Below are 25,911 nucleotides of genomic sequence, written 5' to 3'. Positions count from 1 at the left end.
ATGAAGAAGAATCTTTTCTCCGCGTGGGCGAACGTTGCACGCGCAACGGTATCGGGTGCGGCTGTCGCGGCGTTCACATCATTCGCGGCGCACGCGGCCGAACTGCCCAACGCCGCGCTCGTCGCGCATGGCGAATACCTCGCGCGCGCCGGCGACTGCATTGCCTGCCACACCGCACAGGGCGGCAAGCCGTTCGCGGGCGGCCTGAAGTTCGACACGCCCATCGGGGCGATCTACTCGACCAACATCACGCCCGACGCGAACACCGGCATCGGCAAGTGGCGCTACGACGACTTCGCCAAAGCCGTGCGCGAAGGCGTGCGGCCGAACGGCGAGACGCTTTACCCCGCGATGCCCTACCCCTCGTACGCACGCCTGAGCGATGACGACATGAAAGCGCTGTACGCGTACTTCATGCGTGGCGTCGGGCCCGTACACGTGCAGAACCGCGCCGTGGACATTCCCTGGCCGCTCTCGATGCGCTGGCCGCTCGGCGCCTGGCGCATGCTGTTCGCACCGAAGGTGCAGGCGTTCGACGGCGCGCACTACAACGATGCGATCGTCGCGCGCGGCGCGCATCTCGTGCAGGGCCTCGGCCACTGCGGCGCGTGCCACACGCCGCGCGCAAGCACGATGCAGGAACTCGCGCTCACCGATCTTGAAGGCGACGACTTCCTCGCAGGCGGCGGCCCGATCGACGGCTGGGTGCCTTCGAGCCTGCGCGGCAACCCGCGCACGGGCTTAGGCAGCTGGAGCGAGGACGACATCGTGCAGTTCCTCAAGTCCGGGCGCAATCTGCATACCGCCGCGTTCGGCGGCATGACCGACGTGGTTCAGCACAGCATGCAGCACGTGAACGACGCGGACCTGCTCGCCATCGCGCGCTACCTGAAGACGCTGCCCACGAGCGACCCGAAGGAGACGTCGTACGCCTACGATCCCGCCGCCGCGAACAAGCTGCAAAACGGCGATGCGAGCGCACGCGGCGCGGCGGTCTATCGCGACAACTGCATGGCCTGCCACCGCAGCGACGGACGCGGCTACACGCGCGTGTTCCCGGCACTCGGCGGCAACCCGGTCGTGCAGGGTAAGGACCCCACTTCGCTGATTCACGTGCTGCTCGCAGGCAGCGCGCTCGAAGGCACGAAATCCGCGCCCTCGTCGTTCACGATGCCGCCGTTCGGCTGGCGTCTGTCCGACCAGGAAGTGGCCGACGTGTCCACCTTCGTGCGCACGAGCTGGGGCAACGCCGGCGCGCCAGTGAGCGCCGAAGACGTCGCGAAGGTCCGCAAGACCGTCACCGTGAGCACGCCGGAATCACCGCCCGGCGCAACGCTCAAGCGCTAACGCACTTAGCGCCGCCCCTTTTCCTCCCCCGCGTTTCGCGCTTGCGGTCTCGTCTACGAGGCCGCGAGCGCGTGCGCGCATAACCAGAAAATCGCTCACGAGGCGATCTATAGACGTTGAAACAACAAATGATGAGAAAACACCTGCTCGCCGCACCAGTTCTGTTCTCGCTGGCCGGCGTCGCGCTGGCGCAAGGTTCGGTCACGCTCTATGGCATTGCCGACGCCGGCATCACGTATCGCAGCAACGAGCGTACGGGCACCACGGGCGCGTACACGGGCCATTCGAACGTGGCGCTCTCCACCGGCAATCTCTCGGGCAGCCGCTGGGGCATCAAGGGCAAGGAGGATCTGGGCAACGGGCTCGCGGCCATCTTCCTGCTCGAAGACGGCTTCGACATCACGAACGGCACCTCGGGCCAAAGCGGGCGCCTGTTCGGCCGCCAGGCCTTCGTGGGGCTCGCGGACCAGCGCTACGGCTCGCTCACCATGGGCCGCCAGTACACCTCGCTCGACGACTTCGTCGGGCCGGTCGCGCCCGTGAACTTCATCGGCGGATTCGGCGCGCATCCGGGCGACATCGACGACCTCGACCAGACCACGCGCGTGGACAACTCGATCAAGTACACGAGCGCGAATTATGCGGGCTTCACGTTCGGCGCGCTGTACGGATTTGGCGGCCAGCCTGGCAGCATGAAGCGCAAGAACACGTGGAGCGTGGGCGCGGGATATGCGAACGGACCGCTGCGCATAGGCGTGGGCTATGAGCGCTCGGACAACAGCAAGACCGGCCTCGACGATCCCACCTACGGCAAGTGGCAGGGCACGTACGACGGCACTTTCAACTCGTCAATCAACGAAGGCTATGCGAGCGCGCAATCGCAGCAGGTCGTGGCGGCAGGCGCGACGTGGGACTTCGGCCCGGCCGTGGTCGGCGTGAACTACAGCAACGTGCAGTACCGCTCGGGCGCGAATTCGCTGTTCTCGGGCAACGCGATCTTCAATATCGCGGGTATTTTCACGCAGTGGAACGTGCAGCCGCGCACCCATTTGTTCGCGGGCTACAGCTACACCCGTGGCAGCGCCGTGGAAGGCGTGGATGAGGACGCGCAGTACCACAACGTTTCGGTAGGCGCGACTTACGATCTTTCGACGCGCTCGACGGTGTATCTGCTCGCGGGCTACCAGCATGCATCGGGCATGACGCTCGACGCCGCCGGCAATCCGGTCGCGGCGACGGCTTCGGTGTCCGACAAGGGCAACGGTCACTCGTCGGCCACGCAGTCGCAAGCCATCGTGAGCGTGGGCTTGCGTCAGAAGTTCTAAGCAAACTTCGACTTCGTTGCCGATGCAACGAAGCTGCGGGCGCTCACGGCGTGAGCGCCCGCTTTTTTTCAGCGTCGCTGCCGTTCAGTGCAGCACCTCGGGCCGGTCCAGCAGGCCGTAGAACTCGTCGATCGTCACAGTAGGCGCGAACTGCGAAAGCGTGGCGGCGATCACATCGTCGCAAATTGCCGATCCTGCCGCCGATTCGAACTGAACCCCGGCCGCGGCGGCCTGGCTTTCGGCCAGTTCGAGGGCGATCGACAGGATGAAGCGTGCGTCGGTCTGGGTGAGTAGGGTTTTCATGCATGCTCTAACGGCGCACGCGCGGGGAATCTTTAGGGTTTTGTGGGGTTTCGTGAGGTCTGGTAATGGTTGCGCGCGCCCCTATGCTTAACGCGTACGCGCCACGAACTGCCCGGGACTCGTGCCCGTCAATCGTCGGAACATTGCAATGAAAGCCGACGACGTGGCGTACCCCAAATCCAGCGCCACGGCCTCGACGCTGCGCCCCGCGTGCAGCATGGGCAGCGCGTTCACGAGCCGGATGCGCTGGCGCCACTCCGTCAACGACATGCCCAGCTCGTTTTGCGCGCGGCGCATGAGCGTGCGCTCGCTCATGTGAAATGCATCGGCCAGTTCAGCGAGCGAGCGATTGTCGGCAGGATTCTGGCGCAGCACCTGGAGGATCGCGTTGAGATCGGCGTCGTCGGTATGCGGCACGAAGCTGCCCGTGGTCGCGCAGGTCGACAGCTGATCCACGAGCACGCGCAACAGACGCGCGCGCGGCGCTTCCCCCTCTTCTTCCACCGGCGTCACGCGCAGATGCTCGAGAATCGCGCGCACGAGCGGCGACACCATGACCGCGCAACTCGTTGCCGGCATGCGCGAGCACAGGTCGCGGCTGATGTACACCGAGCAATGCACCGTCTCCTGCTCGTTGAAGCCCACGTGTTCCGTGCCCGGCGCGATCCAGAGCCCGAGATGCGGCGGCGTGATGTAGTGCTCGTCGCCCGCCTTCACCTCGGTCGTGCCGCTGAACGCGTAGACGAACTCGCCCCACGGGTGGCACATCTGCGGATAAGTGGCGTGCGAAGGCATGTGCTCCATGCGGAAGAATACGGGCGTGGGCAGCACATCGGTAAAGGGCGGCAGGCGCAGATGGCGCGCCGGGCGCGCACGGTCAGGCACTTTAGGCATGTTGGGCATGGCGGTCTGAGGCTATCGATTGTCAGTTTTGCGCTATATGCGCGCATCCCGACGCATCAATACTACGCCCACTGCCAACAAACTTCAGCCGAATCCTTCAAGTCAGCGAGTCCGCAATGAGAAAGCAAGTCGACGCAACGGCCGTGGCCATCATGGTGGCGCTATGCCTCGCATGGGGTCTGCAGCAGGCCGCGATCAAGGCGGTGGCCGGGGACATCCCGCCCATGCTGCAGATCGGGCTGCGCTCGGGCGTGGCGGCGGCGCTCGTCTGGCTCTTCAACCGGCTCGTTTCGCGCGAGCGCTGGCTGCCGGGCGTCGCGCGCGGCGCCGGGCTCGTCACGGGTGGCCTGTTCGCGATCGAATTCGTGTTCGTGGCGATGGGCCTGCGCTGGACCAATGCCTCGCACATGGCCGTGTTTCTCTATACCGCGCCGATGTTCGCCGCCATCGGCCTGCATGTGCGCCTGCCAGACGAACGCCTCGCGCGGCTGCAATGGGTCGGCATTGCGATCGCCTTCGCGGGCATCGCCATCACGTTCCTCGGGCCCGCGCTGCTGGGCGACGGCACACCGGGCTCGCCGTTGTGGCTGCTCGGCGACTTCATGGGCCTGTGCGCGGGCGCGGCGTGGGGGCTCACCACCGTTGTCGTGCGCACGAGCCGCCTGAGCGAGGCCCCCGCCACGCAAACGCTCTTCTATCAACTGGCGGGCGCTTTCGTCGTGCTGATGCCGTTCGCGTTTCTGACCGGCCAGGCGCATTTTCGGGGCACGCCGCTCGCCTTGGCCTCCCTCGCGTTCCAGACGCTGCTCGTCTCGTTCGTCAGCTATCTCGTGTGGTTCTGGCTGCTGCGCCGCTATCTGGCCGCGCGCCTCGGCATTCTCTCGTTCATGACGCCGCTGTTCGGCGTGGCGTTCGGCGTCGTGCTGCTGCACGAGCGCGTGGAGCCCGCGTTCCTCTTTGGCTCGGCGCTCGTGCTGGTGGGTCTGCTGGTGGTGAACGCGCAAAGCTGGGTCCGCCAGGCATTCGGCCGCCGCGCCGCCAACGCGCGCGGCGCGCAGGCTTCCTGAGCGGAAGTCGTACGCTACGCCACCGCGTCGCCGCGCTTGCCCATCGGCAGTTCGCGCACGACCACATACTCCGGATCGCGCTGCTGGCGCGCGAAGATCCCAAGAATCTCGCGCCACGCTGGCCACAGTCCCGCGTAGGGCTTCGGCATTTGCGAAGCTACCGCAGCATGAAAACCGGGCAGCGCGTGAAACGGCACGCTCGGAAACATGTGATGCTCGATGTGATAGTTCATGTTCCAGTAGAGAAGGCGCACCACGGGATTGAGCAGCACCGTGCGGCTCGACACGCGGTGATCGAGCACATTCTCCTTGAGCCCCGTGTGCTGCGTGAGCGCGCACAGCTCATGCAGCCAGGTGCCATAGGCACGCGAAACGAACAGGAACAGGACTGGCAGCCCGCTATGCGCGAGCAGCGCCCACGCGAACACGGCCACGTAGCACGCGAGCAGCACGCGTGAATTCGCGCACATCTTGCGGTACTCGGCTGGCGGCACCACGTCTTTCGCGCCCTTCGTCACGATGCCGAAGCTGTGCAGCACGATCGCGCCGAGAAACTGGATGCCATGCGAAATGCGCAAGAAATCCGTCACGAGCTTCACGTAACTGAGCGGCCGCTTGAACGCCAGTTCGGGGTCCTGATAAGGTTCGGCGGTCAGATGCGTGAAGGTGTGGTGCCGCGCATGCAGCCAGCGGCTGTACACCTGTTCGCGCCACGACATGAAGCAAATGATCCAGTAGGCGGTCTCGTTCATCCAGCGCGTCTTGAACGCGGTCCCGTGCCCCAGCTCGTGCGCGGCGGCCTCGCTGAACGCGAACACCGTGCCGTACAGGAAGAAGGCGGGAATCGCCCAGGCCGTGCCGAGCGAATACCACGCGAGCGCGCCGGTCGCCACGACGAGCGCGAGGAAGCCGCCCACCTGAATCAGCCCCCGCGCGTTGGTGCGCGTGGAAAATGCCTTGAGACGCTTGCGGTCGATTTCCACCCGGTACCACGCATTCATGTCGATGTTCATTTGCCGTGCTCCGCGCGAGAGGTTGTCTCTTTCATGCCTGCTTTCACCGGTACGAACCCGCGTACTTCTGCACGGGCGCGAGGTTGTCTCGCGTGACGAAGCTCGGACCGGAACTCACCGTCGAACCGGTATAAACCGGCTTGAGGTCGTACTTCGCGAGACGCGCCGCCACCTTCTTGTCGTCCTTGAGCGCGGCGACGATATGGGCCGGGTCAGTGGTCTTGTCGCGCACCGCAATCGCCATGGCCGCCACCGAGAGATAACCCTGAAGATAGGGCTGCTGATCGATTGCGAACTGGATCTGCCCTGCCTGAACGGCCTTGAGGATATCCGGCGAAAGATCGAACGTCGCGACATAGAGCTTGCCGGCCTTGCCCGCGTCGGTCACGCCGCGCAGCACGCCCATCGCCTGATCGGGGCCGAGCGCGAGAATCGCCTGGGTGTTGGGATGCGAGCGCAGATACGCGGCCACCTTGCTTTCGATGACAGTCGGGTCTTCGCCGCTATCCATCGTGGACTTCTTGTAGTCGGCGCCGATGGCGTCGGCAAAACCCTTGCAGCGGTCCCACAGCGCCTGGATGTCCGCACCGTGATTCACACACAGAAAGTCGTGAATGCCGGCAGCTTTCGCGCGCTCGCCCGCGGCTTTGCCCGCTTCGTATTCGGGCTGGCCGATGTGCAGGATCGCACCGAGCTTCATGCCCGCTTCCGGGCCGCCGTTGATCGTGATGACCGGAATATGCTTCGCCTTCACACCCGCGAGGCCTTTCTGGATCATCTCCTGATTCGGCACCGTGGTGATGACGCCCGCGTAGTTGCGCGCCGAGGCCTGTTCGAGAATGCGGACCATGTCGCCGGTGTCGCCCGTGGGCGGATTGCGGTAATCGACCGGCACGCCGAAGTCTTCACTCGCGTCGCGCATGCCGTTTTTCACGGTGTTCCACCACACGTTCGAATCCGAGCCGTGACTCACCATCACGAAGCGCTCGTCGGCATGCGCCGCATTCGCCGCGAATCCGCTACAGAGCGCCATTGCCGCGAGCGCGGCCGCGCACATGCGGCCCACGCGAAATCTCGTCATGTTCATGGGGTGTCTCCAGTTTGTGTCGTGTCGATGTCCGCGCGGACAGCCCGTTTGGATGGTTAAAATGTAGTTGAATGAATTTCCGCTCTCAAACGGATTCTTGAGGAGAATTCCTCAGAATCACTCGTCTACTGGAAAGCACGGAAAGCGCGCATGAACACGAGACGCAAACCCACGATGGAAGACGTCGCGAAGGCCTCGGGCGTGAGCTATTCCACGGTCGAGCGCGTGTTGAACGGGCGCGGCGGCGTGGCGCGCGACAAGGAAGCGCGCGTGCTCGAATGGGCGCGCAAGCTCAAGATGGATCGCGCGCTGGACGAAGTGTCCGTGCGCTGGCTGCGCGTTGCCATCGTCACCCAGAAGCCCGATTCGCCCTACTACGTCGCCTTGCGGCACGGCTTCGAGCTTGCGCAGAAGTCGTTCGAAACCTACCGCGTGATGTGTCAGCTCACGTTTTTCGACGACCTCGAACCGAAGTCGCTCGCGCGCGTAATCGAGCGCGCCGCGCAGAAGGCCGACGCCATGATCGTCGTCGCTTATGAGCATCCCGTGGTCGTGGATGCGCTCACGCGCGTGGCGCGCAAGATGCCGCTCGTCACCCTTGCGAGCGATCTGCCCGACACGGGCCGCCTCGCTTATGTGGGCATCGACAACCGCTGCGCGGGGCGCACGGCGGGCGAATTGATGGGCCGCTTTCTCGGCGAGACGGGCGGCCAGGTCCTGGTGATCGCGGGCCTGCGCACCTACCTGGGGCACGAGGAACGCGACGGCGCCTTCCGCTCGGTGCTGCGCAGCCGCTTCCCGGCTTGCGAAGTTGTCACCACGGTAGAAAGCCGCGAAGACGCCGCCTCGACCGAACGCCTCACGCGCGACGCCTTCAAGAAATACCCGGCATTACGCGGCATCTACAATCTTTCGGTTGGCGACGAAGGCATTGCGCGTGCGCTCAAGGCGCTCAAGCGCGAGCACGCAACGACCCTGATCGGCCACGAACTCACGACTATCAGCCGTGCGCTGCTCGCCGAAGGCGTGATGGACGCGGTGCTCGATCAAAGCCCGTTCGTCGAGGCCGTACGCGCCGTCGAGGTGATTCTCGCCCACTACAACCGCGGCGCCGCCGCGAGCTTGCCGCTCCAAACGCCGATGTCGATTTATCTGCAGGCGAATTTACCGCCAGCAACGGCGTAATGCGCGATTCAAGCGCAAAGCGGTGACGGCCTCGCGCCGCAAGCTTCGGCTTTCTGAGGTAAAGTCGCTCGGGTTCCGACTCACAGCGAATCCAACGCCGATGGAAAACCACTCCACTTTCACGCCGGTAGCGCTCGAACACGCGAGCCGCCTCATCAACCACGGCCCCACGGTGCTCGTCACCAGCAGCGACGGCAAGCGCCACAACGTCATGGCCGCCGCGTGGTCGATGCCCGTGGAATTCACGCCGCCGCGCATCGCCATTGTGATCGACAAGCGCACGTTCACGCGCGAACTGATCCATGCGAGCGGCACGTTCGGCGTAATCATTCCGGGCGCCGCCGCCATCGACCTGACCTATGCCGTGGGCAGTGTGAGCGGCCGCGAGACCGACAAGTTCGAGCGCTTCAAGATCGCCGCCATTACCGGCCCGAAGCTCGGCTTGCCTTTGCTCGAAACGGGCTGCTCCGCGTGGATGGAATGCCGCCTGATTCCCGAGCGGCACACGGAAGACGCCTACGACACGTGCTTCGCCGAAGTGGTTTCAGCCGCAGCCGATCCGCGCGCCTTCCGCAATGGCCACTGGGAACTCGACAGCAGCAACGCGGACCTGCACACGATCCACCATCTGGGCGCCGGCAATTTCGTGCGCGCGAGCGACACGATCAAGGCGCGCGAACTCGCGTAAGCGCGCAAGCGTCGTCAAGCCGATTCGAGCTCGCGCCCACGTGTTTCAGGCAGCGTGAGCGCGGCCACGATCAGCACGCCATAGGCCGCGATCGCGAAGATGCCGATGCTCGGCCCAAGACCGAACTGCTTGGCGAGGGCGCCGATCAGAAACGGAAACAGCGCGCCAATTGCACGGCCCACGTTGTAACAGAAGCCCTGCCCCGAGCCCCGCACGCGCGTGGGAAAGAGTTCGGTGAGAAACGCGCCCATGCCCGAGAAAATGCCCGACGCGAAGAAGCCGAGTGGAAAGCCGAGCCACAGCATCGAGGCATTCGTGAGCGGCAACGAGGTGTAGGCGAAAGCAATGACCATCGAGCCCGCCGCAAACAGGATGAAGTTCGGCTTGCGGCCGATCCGGTCGGTGAGCCAGGCGCTCGAGAGATACCCCACGTATGACCCTGCGATGATCATCGCGAGATAGCCGCCCGTGCCCATCACCGTGAGATGGCGCTCGGTCTTGAGAAACGTGGGCAGCCAGGTGGTGATGGCGTAATAGCCGCCTTGCGCCCCCGTTGCGAGCAGCGCCGCGCGCAAGGTGGTCCAGCGCAGCTTCGGTGCGAAGATTTCCGTGAAGCGCGGCGCGTCGCCCGCTTCGGCCTGTGCCGCCTTGGCGCTCCGGAATACTTCGGGTTCCTTCACATACCGGCGAATCACGAGCACGAGCAGCGCCGGAACGAGACCCACGAGGAATAGCGAGCGCCACGCCAGTTCGGCCGGCAAAACCGAGAACAGGACCGCATAGAGCAGCGCGGCGAGCCCCCAGCCGAGCGCCCAGCCCGCTTGCACGAGGCCCACGGCCTTGCCGCGATCCTTCGCGCGGATCACCTCGCCGATCAGCACGGCGCCCGCGGTCCATTCGCCGCCAAAACCGAAGCCCATCAACGCACGCGCGGCCAGCAACTGCCCGTAGTTCTGCGCGAGGCCGCACAGGCCCGTGAAGACCGCGAACCATAGCACCGTGAGCTGCAGCGTGCGCACGCGGCCAATGCGGTCGGAGAGGATGCCCGCGAGCCAGCCGCCAAGCGCCGACGAAAGCAGCGTGAGCGTGCCGATGAAGCCCGCATTGCCAAGGCTGATGCCCCAACTCGCGACCAGCGTGGGAATCACGAACGAGAGCATTTGCGTATCCATGCCGTCGAGCATGTAGCCGACCTTGCAGCTCCAGAACGCCTGTCGCGCCTGCGGCGAAGCGTGCGCGTACCAGGAACGCTCCTGCGCCGAAGATAGCGCCGAGTCAGCGGCAGGCGACGCGAGTGTCTTGCTGTCCATCTGTTGCTCCTTTTGATAGACGTGCTGATGAATACGGGCGCGGCTGGCTCAGAACACCGCTAGCGATGCGTTGGTGATGTCGGTCATGAGCATGTGGCCCGGCGCGTGCGCAATCGCGAGCGGCAGCTTCGCGTCCATCAACGCCGTTTGCGGCGTCACGCCGCAGGCCCAGTACACCGGCAGTTCGCCCGCGCGGATCGTGACCGCGTCGCCGAACTCGGGCCGCGCGAGGTCCGCAATGCCCAGTTCCGCCGCATCGCCGATATGCACCGGCGCGCCGTGCACGCCTGGAAAGCGGCTCGTGATCTGCACCGCGCGTATGGCGTCGGCGCCGCGCATGGGACGCATCGAGACAACGAGATCGCCGCCGAACACACCCGCGCGCTGGTTTGCGCGGCGCGTGCGGTACATCGGCACATTGCACCCCTCTTCCACGTGACGCAAAGGAATGCCTTCGAGCGCGAGCATGTGCTCGAACGAGAACGAGCAGCCAATGGCGAACACGACGAAATCGTCCTGCCAGAACGCTTCGAGCGAATCCACGCGTTCGCTCAGTTCGCCATGGCGATACACGTTGTACGCCGGCACGTCGGTGCGGATATCGATATCGCGGCCGAGCACCGGCACACGGAAATCGCCGGGCGCGCCCACGCCAAGCAACGGACACGCCTTCGGATTCGCATGACAAAAGCGCAGAAAGTCGTGCGCGTACGGCTCGGGCAGGATCGCAAGATTGGCCTGCGCGTACTCGCCGCAATGTCCGGCCGTGGGGCCGCGAAAGTCGCGTGTGCGTACAGCAAGCCGGAATTCGTATGGGGTCATGGCTTCGGGGCGTGACTGGATTAGGCCGAAGCATAGAAAAGACAAAATATTGACGCCAACTAGTTTTTCTTCAGTCGGACGAATAGAATTTCTTAACGGAATCGCGGGTTTTCCCGAGGTTTCATCGTTACTCTCGCCCACGCGCGCCATGAATACGCGATTCCTCGAAACCTTCGTCACGCTCGCGAAGCTGCGCAGCTTTCGCACCACGGCCACGGCGCTGCACGCCACGCCCGCCGCCATTTCGCAGCGTCTCAAGGCGCTCGAAGACGAACTGCACACCGTGCTCGTCGATCGCGAGAGCCGCGAATTCCGCCTCACACCCAATGGCGAACATCTGCTCGGCTACGCGAAAGCGGTGGTCGAGGCGACGCGCCAGTTGCAGGCCGCAGCGTCCACCGAAGGCACCATGCGAGGCAAGCTGCGCCTCGGCGTGATCGAAACGGTGGTGCATAGCTGGCTCGCCGATTACATGCGCCGGCTCAGCCAGGACTATCCGCAACTCGAAGTGGAGCTTGCTGTGGATGTGAGCGTCGTGTTGCAGCGGCGTCTCATGGCGGGCGAGCTCGACCTCATCATTCGCGTGGAGGGCAGCGACGAGGCCTCGGTGGTGTGCGACGCGCTCGCCAACTACCCCGTGCACTGGATCGCACGCGCGGGCCTCTTTCCTCCCTCGCGCAGCTCGCTCGCGCGGCGCGTGCTACAGCATCCAATCCTGACCTTCGGCCGCGGAACGGCGCCGCATCGCGCACTCGAAGACATCGTGAGCAAGCTCGCGCTTGCGAACGGGGTGAACATCTCCGACACACGCATTACCGGGTCGCCCTCGATCTCGGTGATCGTGCAGCTCGTGCGCGACGGCTTCGGTGTCGCCGCCATTCCGCGCCTCTTCGTCGACGATCTCATTGCACGCGGCGAGGTGGTCGAATTGCCGCTGCAGCCATCGCCGCCTTCGATCGTCGTCTCGATGTCGCGGCGCACCGACGCGCCGCTATTCGTGCACGGCGCGGCGAACGCCGCGCGTGCGGCGTGTCACGACTATTGCGCGCACAGCGAAAAGCGGCTGATCGAGCGGCTTTGAGTCGCGCGCCCTGGCGCTTGCATTTGCATCAGGCCGCTATGATCGCGTGTGGCGCGAAATAGCCACCCATACTTCGCACGACAAACATTTAGAAACATCCTGCGGTGCGTTTTTCGAACGGCCAGGAGCCACGCATGAGCGATAGCATCGAAACGCCGACCTCGTTTGGCAGTCCGCAGGCGAGCACGCAGACCGGACGACTCGGCTACCTGCCCGTTGCGCTGTTCGGTTCGGTCATGGGGCTCGCCGGGCTCTCTTCCGCATGGCGGCTCGCGCACCGCGTGTATGGCATGCCGCTGTGGGTCGCCCAGGCCTTCGGCGTGCTTGCGTTGCTGGCGTTCTTGTTGATCGGCTTTGGCTACGCCGTCAAATGGGTCACCGGCCCCCATGCCGTAAAAGCCGAACTCAACCACCCCATTGCCGGCAATCTCTTTGGGACCGTGTTCATCAGCCTGCTTCTGCTACCCATCCCGCTTGCCGACTTGAGCGTGCCATTCGCGCGCGCGGTGTGGATCGTCGGCACAATCGGCATGATCGTATTTGCGTGGTTCGTCATCACGCGCTGGCTCAGTCAGCGTCAGCAGCCGTCGCACGCCACGCCCGCGTGGATCGTGCCGGTCGTCGGGCTCATCGACATTCCACTCGCCACGCCGGCCATTCAGATCACGGGGGTGAATGGCGTCCTGCTGCTTGCGCTCGCGGTAGGCCTCTTTTTCGCTGTGCCGCTCTTCACGCTCATCTTTTCGCGCCTGATGTTCGAAGAGCCGATGCCCCACAATCTGCAGCCGACGCTCCTCATTCTGCTCGCGCCGTTCGCCGTGGGCTTCTCGGCCTATGTCACCGTGACGGGCGAAGTCGATCGCTTTGCCGACGCGCTCTACATGCTCACGCTGTTCCTGCTCACCGTGCTCGTGGGCCGCTTGCGTTACATCGCGATAACCTGCCCTTTCCGGCTCTCGTGGTGGGCCGTGAGTTTTCCGCTTGCGGGCTCGGTGAGTTGCGCCGAACGCTACGCCGACCATGCGCCGGGCCCCGTCACGCATGGCATCGCGATCTTCTTGCTCGCAACGGTCACGCCGCTGCTGCTCCTGTTGGCCGCCCGCACGTTGTGGGGCGTGCTGCGCGGAGAACTCGAAGCACTGGCCCACTAGCGAGCCAGCACGACCGCGCTTGAATTTTATAGACGATCGGTCTAATATCGTCGACATGGAACCGACCATCGACAAACCGCGCCGCGGCAGGCCGCCGAAAGACCCGCGCGCGCATGCCGACACACGCGCAACGCTCATTCGCGCGGGCATGGAAATGCTGACCGAACAGAGCTTCGCGGCCACGGGGCTGGACGCCGTACTCAAGCGCGTGAACATTCCCAAGGGCTCGTTCTACCATTACTTCGAGAGCAAGGAAGCGTTCGGGCGCGAATTGATGAGCGCGTACGACACGTATTTCTGCGCGAAGCTCGACCGCTGGCTGCAGGACGACACGCGCCCCGCTTTGGAGCGCCTTGGCGCCTTTGTCGAAGACGCCAGCAAAGGCATGGCCCGCCACCACTACACGCGCGGCTGCCTCGTCGGCAATCTCGGCGTGGAGGTGGACATCCTGCCCGACGACTTTCGCGAAACGCTCGAACGCATTCTGCAGGGCTGGCAGGCGCGTATCGTGGCGTGCCTGCGCGAGGCCCAGCGCGAAGGGGTGCTCGCGAAGCGAATCGACCTGACTTCCCTCGCCGCTTTCTTCTGGATTGGCTGGGAAGGCGCCGTGCTGAGAGCGCGACTCGTGCGCAGCGCGGCTCCCCTCGACACCTTCTTCAAAGGCTTCATCGCCGGTTTGCCTCGCGCGTGAGCCGAGACAACGCCAACCATTCACCGTTTCAGGAGCAGGATGCATCATGTTCAAGGCCATTCTCATTGATAAGGAATCCGGATCGTATGAGGCACGCATCGCCGAGCTAGACGACGCACGTTTGCCGGAAGGCGACGTGCTCGTCGATGTCGGCTACAGCACACTGAACTACAAGGATGGCCTCGCGATCACCGGCAAAGGCCCGGTCGTGCGCAGCTTTCCCATGGTTCCGGGCATCGATTTCGCCGGCACGGTCGCGCACAGCGCCAACCCTGCCTATGCGGTGGGCGACGCGGTCGTGCTCAACGGCTGGGGCGTTGGCGAACAGCACTGGGGCGGGCTCGCGCAAAAGGCGCGCGTTAAGGGCGATTGGCTCATTCCGCTTCCGCCGGGGTTCACGCCGCGCCAAACGATGGCAGTCGGCACGGCCGGATACACGGCCATGCTGTGTATTCTCGCGCTCGAACGGCACGGCATCACACCCTCGCATGGTGAGGTGCTCGTCACCGGCGCGAGCGGCGGCGTAGGCAGCTTTGCCATTGCGATGCTCACGCGCCGAGGCTATCGCGTGGCGGCCTCGACCGGCAGGCCGCAAGAGGCGGAGTATTTGAAACAGCTTGGCGCCGTCGAAATCATCGACCGTGCCTCGCTATCGGAGCCGGGCCGCCCGCTGCAAAAAGAACGCTGGGCTGCCGCGATCGATTCGGTGGGCGGCCACACGCTGGCGAACGTGTGCGCGAGCTTGCGCGCAGACGGCGCAGTGGCCGCTTGCGGCCTTGCACAAGGCATGGATTTTCCGGCCACGGTCGCGCCATTCATTCTGCGCGGCGTGAGCCTGCTCGGCATCAATAGTGTGACGCGTCCGTTCGCGGAGCGGCAGCAAGCGTGGCATGCGTTGGGAGAAACGCTCGACCTCAAGCAGCTCGATACGATTACGCATGAAATCGGTCTGGCCGAAGCCATTCCGGCCGCAAGCGAACTGCTCGCCGGGCGTGTGCGCGGGCGGCTCGTAGTCGACGTCAAGCGCTAACAGGCGCAGCAGCGGCGATTCAACGCTTCATGATTTCGCCGCTTTCGCGAACCAACCAGTCACGCCCCCCTTCGCGAACGCGCGCGGCGTGACGCCGAGTAGCCGCGTCATCCAGTGCGCCATATGGCTTTGATGCGCAAACCCCGCTTCGAGCGCCACCTGGCTCAGGCTGAGTTTGCCTTCGATAAGGAGCGCCCTCGCCCGCTCCACGCGCCGCCGCACGACATATTGATGCACCGGCATGCCCAGCGTCTCGCGAAACAGCGCCTTGAAATGCGGCACGCTCAAGTCGACTAGCGCGGCAAGTTCGCCGAGCGTGAGGCGCTGATCGAGATGGCTCTCGATGTAATCGGTCACGCGCGCCGCTTTATGTGCCGCCAGCACGGCGGGCCGGCCTTGAGGTGCATCCGCGCCACTGAGCAGCCGTACGACCATTGCGGTGGAAATGCTCTCGGCGAACAGCGGGTCGCAAGCGGTGCCCGCTTCGATCTCGGCCAGCAGCGCTCCCGCCAGCGCATTGATACGTGGATCGCGCAACTGGAGATGCGGCCGGATCTCGCGCTGCCCCCACGGGTTCTTCATCTGCTGCGCAATCGATCTCACGAAACGGTCGTCGAACCATACGCGCAGAATCGTGCAATCGCCATCGTCCGTCCATTCGCCTTCAACCCCGGCCGGCACCACATCGGCGTCGCCGTGCGCCTGGAGCCGCGATTGCCGGCGGCCGTCGCACGCACATCTCGCACGCACCGGCGTGCCGATATGGATGCCGACGCGGTGATACGTCATCGCGGGAAGGCGATGCTGCCCCGCACTCACACGCAGCAGTTCGGCACCGCCGCCATGCCAGCCCAACCCAACGCTCGAACGCAGGCTGATGCTGGCTCCCGCCTGCTGGTTCGAATCTGCAGTCACTGCGCTCATGACATTCCTTTTCGACGCTCAAGCCGTGCGGGAAATCGTGCGATGTTCGCGGCCAGTTTACTGGATTACGGCAACGCTCGCGCACCGTGCAATGGCGGACGTATTCAATCATCCGTTTCTGCGCAACGCCATCCTTTCCTGCGCGCCACAGTGCGTTGGTTTTCCTACGATGACGCAGACCTCGCAAACCAGGAGAAAGCGATCATGTTCGTGATTTTTGGAGCATCGGGAAAGGCCGGGCGCGTCACCGCTGCCGCGTTGCGCCGTGCGGGCAAGCCGGTACGCGCCGTGGTGCGCCAAGCACGCCAGGGCGAGAGTCTCGCGGCGCTGGGCTGCGAAATCGCGCTCGCCGATCTCACCGACCCGCACTCGGTCGCGGCCGCGATCAAGGGCGCACATGCCGTGCAGTTGTTATGCCCCGTTCCATCCGGTGATACGGATCCCGAAACAACCATGCGCGCGATGATCGACGTCGCCACCGACGCCTTGCGCGAAAATCCGCCCGCCGCGCTACTCGCCATTTCCGACTATGGTGCGGAACTGCCGTTGAATACGGGTATTACGCGGCTGTATCACTACCTGGAAAAGCGGCTGAAGCCCGTTGCAACGCAACTCACGCTGCTGCGCTCAGCGGAACACCTGCAGAACTGGGCGGCGTTCATTCCCGGCGCGCTTGCCAGCGGTACGCTGCCAAGCCTCCATCTGCCTTTGGAGCACCGCTTTCCCTCGGTGGCCGCACAGGACGTCGGCGCAGCGTGCGCCGAGTTGCTGCTCGATTCGCAGCAGTCAGACACGGCGCGAATTGTGAGCATCGAGGGACCGCAGAGAATCAGTGTGAACGACATCGCGGCGGCACTCAGCGAAGCGGGCGATCGCACGATCACGCCTCATGCGCTGCCGCGCGAATCGTGGACGCCTATGCTGCTCAAGGCCGGACTCAGCGAGAATCACGCGCGGCTCATCACCGACCTTTACGACGTCTACAACACCGGCCGCATCGATGTGGAAGCGAGCCGCAGCGAGCGGCGTTTCGGCACGACCGCATTACCAGACGTGCTCGGCCCGCTCGCTGCGAAATTCAAGCACCAATAACACGCACGCCGAAATGAAAAATCGGCCAGGCGCCATGCACGCCTGGCCGCTCCCGCCTGACTACGCGGCGATCAGAACCACTTGCCGAACGGGCCGCCCGGCGCCAGCGACACGCCACGCAGCACTTCGCCGAAGCCCGCATTGCGCAGCGTCACGAAGCGCTCGTTCGCAGCACTTGTCGCCGTGCTGTTGCGCAGCACGTCGCGCACGGCGACGAGGCGATTCGGGTCCGCGCCCTGGTCGCCGTTGCCGCTCACCGTCGAGGTGATGGCCCAGATCGTGACCGTGCCGTCCTGCTCGACGTGGCCCGTGATGTTACGCAAGCCGTCGGTGGCGGGCGACCACGGCAGGTTGGTCGCGCTGTTCGTGCCGACCGGATAGCCTGCCACGGTGTACGACGTACCCAGGTTCAGGCCGTTCTGGAGCGTGTATGCGAGCTTCCACGATTTCGTGCCCGCGTTGTACACCCATTTTTGCAGGCCCGCAGTGGTCTGCTGTGCCGCATGCGTGTACAGGTCCGTGCCACCCGCATAGCCGTCGCCCTCGTCGGCGACATAAAGCGTATTCGCGTCGGCGAACCACAGCCCGAAGGGGTACGAAAGCGTCGTTGCCGACTTGTTCGGCGTGGCCGGGAAGCCCGCGAGCACGCATACATTGCTCGGCAAGCCGCTGGTCGTCAACGTGGACGCGTCGTACGCGAGCGGGTTGGTGGGCAGTTTCGCGCCCGCCACCGGCACGCCTACCCCGCTCGTGGGACACGCCTTGCCCGTGGTGTCGACGAAGTACACCGTGTTCACGCCGTTGCTGCCGCTGCCCTTCGTGAAGTACACCACGTTGTTGAAGACGGTAAGGCCGCGGTAGTTGTCGTCCTTGCCGACCTTGTCGGCCTTCGCACCGAGCTGCGTGACCGAAAAACTCGCGAGCGGCGTGGGCGTGCCAGGCGTTTGCTGCGCTTCGTGCTGGTGCGTCGCTTCGATGAATTGCGAACCCGCGCCAAGAATCACGCCTGCCGGCTGCGGATTCGCGCCGTTGCCTGCATTGCCCACCGTGTAGTAAAAGCCGTTGCCTTCGCCGTTGCCGTTGCCGTTGCCGTTGTTGAGCAGCGCGCTGCGGCCGTTGTTGCCGCTGTAGGCATTGGTCTCCGTGAAGGAAAAGTGCCCTTCGGCATCGAGCCGCGCCACGGCGCGATAGAACACCTGACCGTCCGGATTCGTCGGGTCGATCGCGCCAGGCGTATTCGAGTTCGATACGTCGATCGCGTTGACCGGCGCAACGTAGCCCATGAAAGTCAGGTATCGGCCGTCGCTCGAGAGGTTGAGCGCGAGTTCGGACTTGGAGCTGAAGCTCGTCACGAGCTGGTCGTGATCATGGCCCGGATGCAGGCTGTTGGGCACTTCCAGCGTGTGGACGACCTGGCCTCCCGGCGTGATGGTGTCGAGGAAAATGCGCGACGTGATACCAAAGCTCGGATCGTAAAGAACGTTGTTCCAGACTGCCGGGTAGGTGCCGTCACTCGGCGCGCCGCCCGTGGGGCAGCTCGCCTGCGCGCTATTGCAACTGGGCGGCAGCGCCATACCGGCGGTGACGTTGCTCGACACATTGTCGTACACACTGCGGCTCACGACGAGCAAGCCCGAACCACCGAAAAACGCGTCCGTATTTTGCGTGGTTGCGGCGGCTCCGGCACTGGTACAGACCAAGGCAGCGGCAATGGCAAGACGCGAAGGACGTGCGGCAAAGCAGGCGCCGCACAAGGCTGAGCGAAGGGTATGGATGGCCATCTGTAGCGTCTCCGAAAGGAATTACAAGCATTTTGTCAAGACGAACTCGGGGTCAATCCCGCTTACCGTAGCGAAATATTGTGAAAGATTCGTTGCAGTGTTTCCGCTTCGCCCATGCGATTTCCTCTGCGGAAACCGGTCTCTTCAGCCAGGCTTCGGCGTAGATCACATAGTTTGTTATCCTCATCATCTAGCGAATCGCGCGTGCAACGCTTCGTCAAAAACCGCGGCACGATAGCAGGATTCAATTTGAATCCTGCCTGTCATCATCCTGTAATTGACTCTACGCGGACGCGATCAGACATCCGCGAAGCCCCGCAGAACATGAATAACGGGAGAGGCTAGTGAGACCATTGCGCCCCCTGATTGCCGCGCTCATTTGCGGTGTTTGTGCGCTGACGTGCCGCGCGCAAGATGTGACTGGCTGCGGCAGCACGCTCGCCGCCCCCCTCTACACCCACTGGGCTACCGACTACCAGAAGTCCGGTGGCGGCAAGGTGATCTATCACAGCACTGGCTCGACAGACGGCCTCAAGCAGATCGTCGCGCACACGGTCGACTTCGCCGGTTCCGACGCCCCGCTCACGAGCGAGGAATTGAGCAAGGAAGGATTGCGGCAGTTTCCCACCGCGATCGGCGGCGTGGTTCCCGTCGTGAATCTTCCCGGCATCAAGGCCGGGCAGTTGATGCTGACCGGCGAGGTGCTGGGCCAGATCTTTCTCGGCAAGATCCTGTATTGGGACGACCCGGCGATTGCGCGGCTCAATCCGAATCTGAAGATGCCCGACACGCCAATCGCTGTCGTACGGCGCCTGGATGGTTCGGGCACGACGCTGATCTGGACGCACTATCTCTCGCAGGTGAGCCCCGAATGGAAACACAAGGTTGGCGAAGGCACCAGCGTTCACTGGCCCCTGGGAATAGGCGGCAAGGGCAATGAGGGCGTTGCCACGTTCGTCGGCTATCTGCCCGGGGCGATAGGCTATATCGCCTGGGACTTTACGAAGCAGAATCATCTGACCTACACGGCCATGACCAACGCGGCGGGCACGGTTGTGGAGCCGGGCGTCCAGACATTCAGCGCGGCTGCCGCGAATGCGGACTGGTCGAGCTCGCTCTTTCAGGTGCTGACCAATCAGCCGGGTAAGGACGCATGGCCCGTAATGGGCGCGACCTATGTGCTGCTGCAGGCAACGCCGGACCATGCGGCGCGTAGCGCCGAAACGTTGAAGTTCTTCGATTGGGCGTTCACGCACGGCGCGCCGACGATCCAGGCGCTGGACTATATTCCGCTGCCCGCGGTAGTCGTGGCAAAAATCCGCGCGCAATGGCACGGAGATAAAAGCGACGACGTCGCAAATAAAGCGGTTGCCGTGCAATAACTTCCACGTCAGTGCACGAGTGTTCTCACGCCAGGCGCCTTTGCGCCAGGGAGGCGTTGATGAAACAGGAAGCTGCAGAAGAGATCGTGAAGGCGATCGCGACCGAAACGCAAACGCCGCTGGAAATCGTCGCGCAGATGTATGAGCAAACGTGGGCGGAGTTCAGTGACGGCGCACGCGTGATGGATTATCTGACCGTGCTCGTCTCGCGGCGCGTTCGGGAGGACCTTCGGAACATGCGCAAGAATGCGCACTGAACGCTTGCGCGGCAGCATGCCAATGCCACGCGCATGCTCGAATCAGCGCTTGCCGGCTTTGCGCCTGCGGAGATCGGCTTTACGGCAAAGGTCGGTCAACACCCAGCGTGCAATGATCTCGGGACGATTCGTTCCGTGCTGCGCCGACTTGATTTCGTTTTCGAAGTAGACGATGACGCTTCCAGCCATCACGCGGTATGTGCCCGCGTAGTTCACGCCATCCAGTTCGATATTCAACGGATGCGCGGTTTCGTATTCTGCAAGAGCCAAGGTAAACGCGGAAATGTCTAAATTATGACAATAGCGTTTCGCGCCCCCATTGGTCAATTAAATATGCGTTTTGTTTCATATTAACGGCTGCGGTCCCGATATAGCGCATTACATATGGCTTTCGCGACCCCTTATTGGGACTCGCATCAAAGCCGCATGATTAAGCCTGCCATAGGGGCTTGCTGCGAACCATCGCTCGCCCACGGAAGCGCTCCAGGCATTCACCCAGCGCGTCGCCATCATTTTTTCGGTTGCCGCTTCGGCATTCATCAGCCGCTTCATGGCCAGACCAAGGCGGTGCATGGCGTACCGCTTGCGGCGTGCTTCGGTGTCGATTCGCGCGTTCATCGTTTCGCCTTTTCCGACTGAGTATTGCGCAGACAAAAGCCTGGAGACCCACCTGCACCGATACCTTGCGAAGCTGCTGCTTCACTCGCGCTGAACCTCGCGTGAACGCACATTAAGGCACGGAAAAAAAGGCGGAAACATCAGGGAGAGTATTGAGGGCGGTTTTTCTGAAAGCGCTTTCGCCCCGCAGCGCGAATCAGGGCACATAGCCCACGGCGATCTGACTCTCCATTCACCAACGACGTTACGCCGGCCATATGACACCTATGCCACTCGGCTCGTCAGTGAGCCATGGAATCATGCCTTTTTTTGTCGAAATTCAACCGATGAATGGCGGCGGCTTAACGTCGCGCCGCGCGATCATGATGAATCGGCAACCTCGTTCCAGAAGGTTCACAGCGCGCAAATCCATGCGAACCACGACACACGGCGGCCCCCGATTCGCGCTCGGACGCGCACTGAAGCAACCGCTGCTCAACGCGGTGGCCCGGCTGCCCGACGGCGTGCAGCGCGCGATGTTCATATCGCCGATACGCCGCATCTTCATTCGCGTGCCGGTATTGCGCGCCGTGTATTCAGGCTGCCTGCGGCGCCATCCCATCGACCTGCAGTACGGCACCGACACGAGCGGTCTGGTCGATTCCAACGCGCTGCAGCGCGACGCCCGCCTTGCCGGGCAGCTAAGGCCCTACATGGGCTCGCAACCGAGCATCATCCGCCGCGCGCTCGACACCCTGGGCGAGATTGGCGGCTATACGTTCGTGGACATCGGTTGCGGCAAAGGCCGGCCAATGATCGTCGCCTCCGAGTATCCGTTCGCTTTGGCGCTGGGCTACGACATCAGTGCGGACCTGGTGAGAACGGCGAACGCGAACGCGGTCGTCATGGCGCGGCGCTTTCCGCAACGGCCGCCCATTCGCGCATTGCACGCCAATGTCGCCGATTTGCAGGTGCCGTCAGGAAAAGTCGTCGTATTTCTGTTCAATCCGTTCGGTCCAGAGTTGATGGCATCATTGCTGGAAAAACTCGAAGCAGGCCTTTCGAGCGGCGCCATCCAGCATCTATTCATCGTCTACGACAACCCTGTATGTAGTGAAATCTTCGACAGATCGCAACTGTTGCAACGCTGGTTCGCTGGCGTATTTCCGTACGATCATGGCGAAGTCGGCTTCGGCCCCGAAGACCACGAGAACGTCGTCGTCTGGCAGAGCGTGAGCGGCGCGCGCGCTGCTATTTTCGCGGACCGCAACCGCCGCATTACAACGAAAGACCGGCTCAGCACGTCCTTTGAAAGCTGAGTCATCAGCACGACGAATCGATTCAGGAGACACAAGTGCCGACCTCTGCCGTGGCGATATACGAGTCGTCGCCGGCCGCATCCCTGCGGTACGCGTTACGCACGTGCGAGACCGTCGATGCGTTTCGCGCCTTCGAGCCGCAATGGCAGGCGCTTTTATCCGGCGCCGAGGCCTGGTCGCCTTTCATCAGCTTTGCCTATTGCGAGGCGGCGGTTGCGGCAGCACTGAAGAGCGGCGCAAAGGTCGAAGTTGCGACGGTGCACGACGCGCGCGACCTGCTGGTGCTATGGCCCGTTGCCATCACGCGCCAAGGCGCGTGGCGAGCGGCCCACACGCTGGGCTGCGGATGCGGCGAGGAATACGGCGGCCCGCTGATCGCCGACACCCGGCGCGCGGAACTTTACGACGCGGCAGTCCAGGCAGTCTCGCGAATACACGCCGACCTGCTCTACATTCCGATGCTGGAATACGGCAGCACGCTGCAACGCGCGCTCGACGCCGCGCCACAGTCTTGGGTGCAGCGCGCGCTGCCGCCGCGCTGGCGCGTGATGCCCGGCTATTCGATCCATCTTCGGGCCGCGCCCACATGGACCGACTTCCTCGCCACGCGGCACTCAACGCTGCGCGCCGCGCTGCGCTCGAGCGCAAAACGGTTGCGGCGCGAAGGCGAAGTCGGTTTTGGGTGGTGTGAAAGCGCCGAGGACACCGAACGCGTATTGCGATGGCTATTCGCGAACAAACGTCAATGGGCGCTCAAGCGCGGCGTCGAGTCGCCCTATTTGATGGACGACCGCGTACGCGATTTCTTCATCGGCCTCGCCAAGCTAACCGACCTGGCCCGCCTGCCGCTCGTCGCTTATGTGCAGGTCAACGGGCAGCCGGTGGCGGCCTCGGTCAATCTCGTCGGTGCGCGCAGCGTCGAGTATTTGATCACCACCTATGACGAGGCGTTCAGCGTGTTTTCAGTGGGCAACCTGCTGATCGAATACATCGCACAATGGGCCCACGCGCATGGCCGCGATTTCGACTTCCGGCCGCTGCACGGCGACTACAAGGTGCGTTGGGCGGATCGCGAAACCCGCCACGAGTCGCGCATTGTCGTGCTCAATGCGCGCGGACGGCTCGTCGAGTTGGCGCTGTCATGGGCGCAGGTCAAGCGCGTCTATCGCAAAGTCGCGACGCTTGTGATGGCGCGCTTGAAGTGAGCCAACAGCGTGCATACGCACCGTTCACGGCCTCACCACACCGCCCTCCCCGGGCGTTTCGCTGAGCGCCGATTCGTCGAGCGTTTCGAGCGCCGGGTTGTGATGAAGGACGAGCGCAGCGCCCGCGCCCACGAGTCCGGCTCCCGCAAGACATAGCAGGCCCGCGCCGAAGCCGCCTGTGCTGTCCTTGATCCAGCCCATTGCATAGGGGCCGAAAAAGCCCGCGAGGTTACCGAGCGAGTTGACGGCGGCGATACCGCCAGCCGCTGCCGCGCCGGAAAGGAACGCGGCCGGCAGCGTCCAGATCACCGGCAGGCAACCGAAAATGCCAAAGCCCGCAATGGAGAGCGCCAGCATTTTGAGCACCGGATTGTCGAGCCCTGCCGAAGCCGCAATACCCGCGGCTGCAACAGCCAGCGCAAACGCCACATGACGCTTGCGCTCCATGCGGCGGTCGGAATGCCGGCCCCATAGCACCATCGAAACGACGCCTACCGCGTACGGCAGCGCAGTGACGAAGCCGGTTTGCACATTCGTGAGCCCGAACGCCTTGACGATCTGCGGCAGGAAGAAGCTCAGGCCGTAATTGGTTGCGTTCGCACCGAAATAGATCAGCGCCACGGCCAGCACGCGCGGATTGATCAGCGCCTCCAGCACGCCGAACGTACGCACCTTCTCGCGATGACGGCGCTCCTGCGCCTGGCGCTCGACGAGCCAGCGGCGCTCGTCGTCGGCGAGCCAGCCGGCGTCGGCGGGCTTGTCGGTCAGATAGTACAGCACGGCCACGGCGAGCACGAGCGCGGGTATCGCCTCGATCAAATAGACCCATTGCCAGCCTGCGAGCCCTCCTTTTCCGTCCAGCGAAAGCAGCGTGCCGGACACGGGGCCGCCAATGACCGTCGACAAGGGAATCGCCGCCATGAAATAGCTCACCACACGCGCGCGATATTTGGCGGGAAACCAGAGCGTGAGCAAAAAGATGATGCCGGGGAAGAAGCCCGCCTCGGCGATGCCCAGCAAGATACGCAGTCCATAGAAAACATGCGCGTTCGACATGCCGGTGATGCGGGCGATATCAGGGATAAACGCCATCGCCCCCGCGATGATGCCCCACGTGAACATGATGCGCGCGATCCAGCGCCTTGCGCCAAAGCGCTCGAGCAGCAGGTTCGAAGGCACCTCGAAAAAGAAATAGGCAATGAAGAAGATCCCTGCCCCAAAGCCGAACGCACTCGCCGAAAGATCGAGCGCCTTGTTCATCTGCAGTGCAGCAAAGCCGACGTTGACCCGATCGAGATACGCCACGAAATAGCAAACGATCAGGAACGGCACGAGCCTCGCGGTCACGCGCGCCATGGTCCGGGCTTCAAGCTCCATAGGTGTCTCCTTCGAGGCCCGCGGTGCGGCGCGGTGCGCCAGTCACGGGCCGGTCGGCTTGGTATCGATACAGACTAGTCGCTCACGGCGCGATACGAAAGGACGGTTCACATGGTGGGAAATGAGCCAAACGCGGAGCCAAATGCGGAGCCAAACGCGGAGACAAGCGCGAAGCCAAAAGCGCGATTAAAGCCGAATTAAAGCTTCGGACACGAAAGCACTTGCAATGGCTGAGCGGCAACACCGGGCTGGGCGCCAGGTGTCGGCGTGCCCTGTGGCGGCGTTGAAACGAGGCGCACACTGTCTGGACCCGCGTTCGCGAGTGCGTATTTTTCTTCGCTGCCTTGTGGCTGCCAATAGGCACGAAATACCGGGCCGTCGCTGAACACGAGCAGCGTGCCGTGCGTGGCCTGTCCTGCGGAAACGAAATCAACTGGCTCGCCGCTGCGCAAGGCGAAGCCCCCCGCCGCGTTCGTCCCCACGAGCCTGCCGCACGGCGGCGCGGCATCAGGACTGGGAGTGGGATCTGCGCCATATGCCGGTTGGGTCGCGAGCAACGCCAAGCCAAGACATGACGACAACGCGAGCGTAAGAGTCGTATTCACGCGCCACCTCGTCAACTCGTCACCAGTCGCTACGGCGCGCGCAAACCGCATTCCTGCGTGTGCGGGCCAGGAACGGCCGCCCAGTCTGGCTAACGGGGTGGCGAGCGTTAAACGCCGCCGGAGGCCTTGCCGAGCGTGTCGATATCGATCTCGAGAACGCGGCAGACATCGCGCACGAATTCTTCCATGGCAGCCGTGCACTCCGGGCTCCCTGCCGGGAAATCCTCGGGGTTCTTCTTGCCTTGCGCGCGGCGAATGGCGCGAATGCTCGCCTCGAGCGCGCGCGCCTCGGCCCAGATGGGCAGTTTGTCGGGATAGTCTGGATGTTTGCGCGCCATGACTGGTATTTCGGCAACGGCCAGACGAACT

The 25,911-nt window shown here is 63.7% G+C and carries 27 protein-coding genes; 14 read left to right on the top strand and 13 right to left on the bottom strand.

All coding sequences use genetic code 11. The features are described 5' to 3' along the window. Together U5A57_RS10985 and U5A57_RS10980 are read left to right on the top strand one after the other, a co-directional pair. On the top strand, positions 1–1,347 hold the full coding sequence (locus tag U5A57_RS10985) for a cytochrome c (RefSeq protein WP_321910729.1): 1,347 nt from the start codon (positions 1–3) through the stop codon (positions 1,345–1,347). Positions 1,348–1,478: 131 nt separating this feature from the next. Beyond that, entirely contained in the window at positions 1,479–2,672 is a 1,194-nt protein-coding gene (locus tag U5A57_RS10980) for a porin (RefSeq protein ID WP_321910872.1), read from the top strand. 84 nt (positions 2,673–2,756) lie between these two features. Here U5A57_RS10980 and U5A57_RS10975 read toward each other — a convergent pair whose 3' ends face one another. Together U5A57_RS10975 and U5A57_RS10970 are read right to left on the bottom strand one after the other, a co-directional pair. Then, positions 2,757–2,975: a hypothetical protein gene (locus U5A57_RS10975; RefSeq protein WP_321910728.1), complete on the bottom strand. Its 219-nt coding sequence runs from the start codon at positions 2,973–2,975 to the stop codon at positions 2,757–2,759. 87 nt (positions 2,976–3,062) lie between these two features. Further along, entirely contained in the window at positions 3,063–3,869 is an 807-nt protein-coding gene (locus tag U5A57_RS10970) for a helix-turn-helix transcriptional regulator (RefSeq protein ID WP_321910727.1), read from the bottom strand. Between the two features lie 125 nt (positions 3,870–3,994). Here U5A57_RS10970 and U5A57_RS10965 point away from each other — a divergent pair, with 125 nt between their 5' ends. Then, positions 3,995–4,945 carry a DMT family transporter gene (locus tag U5A57_RS10965; protein WP_321910726.1) on the top strand — a complete coding sequence of 317 codons (951 nt, stop codon included), beginning with the start codon at positions 3,995–3,997 and terminating at the stop codon, positions 4,943–4,945. A 14-nt stretch (positions 4,946–4,959) separates the two neighbouring features. Here the strand turns inward: U5A57_RS10965 and U5A57_RS10960 are convergent, their stop codons facing one another. Together U5A57_RS10960 and U5A57_RS10955 are read right to left on the bottom strand one after the other, a co-directional pair. Then, positions 4,960–5,958: a fatty acid desaturase gene (locus U5A57_RS10960; RefSeq protein WP_321910725.1), complete on the bottom strand. Its 999-nt coding sequence runs from the start codon at positions 5,956–5,958 to the stop codon at positions 4,960–4,962. A gap of 43 nt (positions 5,959–6,001) precedes the next feature. After that, complete coding sequence (locus U5A57_RS10955) at positions 6,002–7,039, bottom strand: sugar ABC transporter substrate-binding protein (RefSeq protein WP_415774022.1); 1,038 nt, start codon at positions 7,037–7,039, stop codon at positions 6,002–6,004. Positions 7,040–7,195: 156 nt separating this feature from the next. On the opposite strand from U5A57_RS10955, the gene U5A57_RS10950 reads away from it, so the two are divergent. Together U5A57_RS10950 and U5A57_RS10945 are read left to right on the top strand one after the other, a co-directional pair. After that, the gene (locus tag U5A57_RS10950) at positions 7,196–8,230 is read left to right on the top strand and encodes a LacI family DNA-binding transcriptional regulator (RefSeq protein ID WP_321910723.1); all 1,035 of its coding nucleotides are present in this window, start codon (positions 7,196–7,198) and stop codon (positions 8,228–8,230) included. A 100-nt stretch (positions 8,231–8,330) separates the two neighbouring features. Continuing rightward, entirely contained in the window at positions 8,331–8,918 is a 588-nt protein-coding gene (locus U5A57_RS10945; RefSeq protein WP_321910721.1) for a flavin reductase family protein, read from the top strand. Positions 8,919–8,932: 14 nt separating this feature from the next. Here U5A57_RS10945 and U5A57_RS10940 read toward each other — a convergent pair whose 3' ends face one another. Together U5A57_RS10940 and U5A57_RS10935 are read right to left on the bottom strand one after the other, a co-directional pair. Continuing rightward, positions 8,933–10,228: an MFS transporter gene (locus tag U5A57_RS10940; protein ID WP_321910719.1), complete on the bottom strand. Its 1,296-nt coding sequence runs from the start codon at positions 10,226–10,228 to the stop codon at positions 8,933–8,935. A gap of 48 nt (positions 10,229–10,276) precedes the next feature. Next, entirely contained in the window at positions 10,277–11,050 is a 774-nt protein-coding gene (locus U5A57_RS10935; RefSeq protein ID WP_321910717.1) for a putative hydro-lyase, read from the bottom strand. 148 nt (positions 11,051–11,198) lie between these two features. Between U5A57_RS10935 and U5A57_RS10930 the strand changes: the two genes are divergently transcribed. From U5A57_RS10930 to U5A57_RS10915, 4 genes are all read left to right on the top strand, one after another. Then, positions 11,199–12,131 carry a LysR family transcriptional regulator gene (locus U5A57_RS10930; protein ID WP_321910714.1) on the top strand — a complete coding sequence of 311 codons (933 nt, stop codon included), beginning with the start codon at positions 11,199–11,201 and terminating at the stop codon, positions 12,129–12,131. Positions 12,132–12,265: 134 nt separating this feature from the next. Beyond that, positions 12,266–13,282 carry an SLAC1 anion channel family protein gene (locus tag U5A57_RS10925; RefSeq protein ID WP_321910711.1) on the top strand — a complete coding sequence of 339 codons (1,017 nt, stop codon included), beginning with the start codon at positions 12,266–12,268 and terminating at the stop codon, positions 13,280–13,282. A gap of 55 nt (positions 13,283–13,337) precedes the next feature. Continuing rightward, a complete protein-coding gene (locus U5A57_RS10920; RefSeq protein ID WP_321910708.1) occupies positions 13,338–13,973 on the top strand; it encodes a TetR/AcrR family transcriptional regulator in 636 nt (211 codons plus the stop codon). Between the two features lie 46 nt (positions 13,974–14,019). After that, positions 14,020–15,003: an MDR family oxidoreductase gene (locus tag U5A57_RS10915; RefSeq protein WP_321910706.1), complete on the top strand. Its 984-nt coding sequence runs from the start codon at positions 14,020–14,022 to the stop codon at positions 15,001–15,003. A 27-nt stretch (positions 15,004–15,030) separates the two neighbouring features. Here U5A57_RS10915 and U5A57_RS10910 read toward each other — a convergent pair whose 3' ends face one another. Continuing rightward, positions 15,031–15,927 (bottom strand): AraC family transcriptional regulator, encoded by an 897-nt coding sequence (locus U5A57_RS10910; protein ID WP_321910704.1) that lies wholly within the window; start codon positions 15,925–15,927, stop codon positions 15,031–15,033. Positions 15,928–16,131: 204 nt separating this feature from the next. Here U5A57_RS10910 and U5A57_RS10905 point away from each other — a divergent pair, with 204 nt between their 5' ends. Continuing rightward, positions 16,132–17,019 (top strand): NAD(P)H-binding protein, encoded by an 888-nt coding sequence (locus U5A57_RS10905; RefSeq protein ID WP_321910701.1) that lies wholly within the window; start codon positions 16,132–16,134, stop codon positions 17,017–17,019. Between the two features lie 71 nt (positions 17,020–17,090). On the opposite strand, the gene U5A57_RS10900 is transcribed toward U5A57_RS10905, so the two are convergent. Further along, on the bottom strand, positions 17,091–18,800 hold the full coding sequence (locus tag U5A57_RS10900) for a hypothetical protein (RefSeq protein ID WP_321910698.1): 1,710 nt from the start codon (positions 18,798–18,800) through the stop codon (positions 17,091–17,093). Positions 18,801–19,144: 344 nt separating this feature from the next. On the opposite strand from U5A57_RS10900, the gene pstS reads away from it, so the two are divergent. Together pstS and U5A57_RS10890 are read left to right on the top strand one after the other, a co-directional pair. After that, positions 19,145–20,182, top strand: a complete 1,038-nt coding sequence (gene pstS, locus U5A57_RS10895; RefSeq protein WP_415764858.1) for a phosphate ABC transporter substrate-binding protein PstS — start codon at positions 19,145–19,147, stop codon at positions 20,180–20,182. A 59-nt stretch (positions 20,183–20,241) separates the two neighbouring features. Then, positions 20,242–20,439: a DUF3562 domain-containing protein gene (locus U5A57_RS10890; protein ID WP_321910696.1), complete on the top strand. Its 198-nt coding sequence runs from the start codon at positions 20,242–20,244 to the stop codon at positions 20,437–20,439. Between the two features lie 42 nt (positions 20,440–20,481). Here the strand turns inward: U5A57_RS10890 and U5A57_RS10885 are convergent, their stop codons facing one another. Further along, on the bottom strand, positions 20,482–20,766 hold the full coding sequence (locus U5A57_RS10885; RefSeq protein WP_321910694.1) for a hypothetical protein: 285 nt from the start codon (positions 20,764–20,766) through the stop codon (positions 20,482–20,484). 51 nt (positions 20,767–20,817) lie between these two features. Then, entirely contained in the window at positions 20,818–21,057 is a 240-nt protein-coding gene (locus U5A57_RS10880; RefSeq protein ID WP_321910692.1) for a hypothetical protein, read from the bottom strand. A 410-nt stretch (positions 21,058–21,467) separates the two neighbouring features. On the opposite strand from U5A57_RS10880, the gene U5A57_RS10875 reads away from it, so the two are divergent. Both U5A57_RS10875 and U5A57_RS10870 read left to right on the top strand, forming a co-directional pair. Beyond that, a complete protein-coding gene (locus U5A57_RS10875; protein ID WP_321910691.1) occupies positions 21,468–22,355 on the top strand; it encodes a class I SAM-dependent methyltransferase in 888 nt (295 codons plus the stop codon). Positions 22,356–22,390: 35 nt separating this feature from the next. After that, the gene (locus U5A57_RS10870) at positions 22,391–23,560 is read left to right on the top strand and encodes a GNAT family N-acetyltransferase (protein ID WP_321910690.1); all 1,170 of its coding nucleotides are present in this window, start codon (positions 22,391–22,393) and stop codon (positions 23,558–23,560) included. A 24-nt stretch (positions 23,561–23,584) separates the two neighbouring features. On the opposite strand, the gene U5A57_RS10865 is transcribed toward U5A57_RS10870, so the two are convergent. The 3 genes from U5A57_RS10865 to U5A57_RS10855 all read right to left on the bottom strand — a co-directional run bounded on the left by U5A57_RS10865 (position 23,585) and on the right by U5A57_RS10855 (position 25,880). Continuing rightward, positions 23,585–24,937: an MFS transporter gene (locus U5A57_RS10865; protein WP_321910689.1), complete on the bottom strand. Its 1,353-nt coding sequence runs from the start codon at positions 24,935–24,937 to the stop codon at positions 23,585–23,587. A gap of 197 nt (positions 24,938–25,134) precedes the next feature. Further along, positions 25,135–25,542: a hypothetical protein gene (locus U5A57_RS10860; RefSeq protein ID WP_321910687.1), complete on the bottom strand. Its 408-nt coding sequence runs from the start codon at positions 25,540–25,542 to the stop codon at positions 25,135–25,137. Positions 25,543–25,649: 107 nt separating this feature from the next. Further along, positions 25,650–25,880, bottom strand: a complete 231-nt coding sequence (locus U5A57_RS10855; RefSeq protein ID WP_321910686.1) for a hypothetical protein — start codon at positions 25,878–25,880, stop codon at positions 25,650–25,652. Between the last annotated feature and the right edge of the window lie 31 nt (positions 25,881–25,911).

Origin of the sequence: Paraburkholderia sp. J11-2 (assembly GCF_905220185.1) — a bacterium.
In the GTDB taxonomy this organism is placed as follows: domain Bacteria; phylum Pseudomonadota; class Gammaproteobacteria; order Burkholderiales; family Burkholderiaceae; genus Paraburkholderia.
Note: the sequence above shows the minus strand (reverse complement) of the source record. Positions and strands in the feature narration are given on the sequence as shown.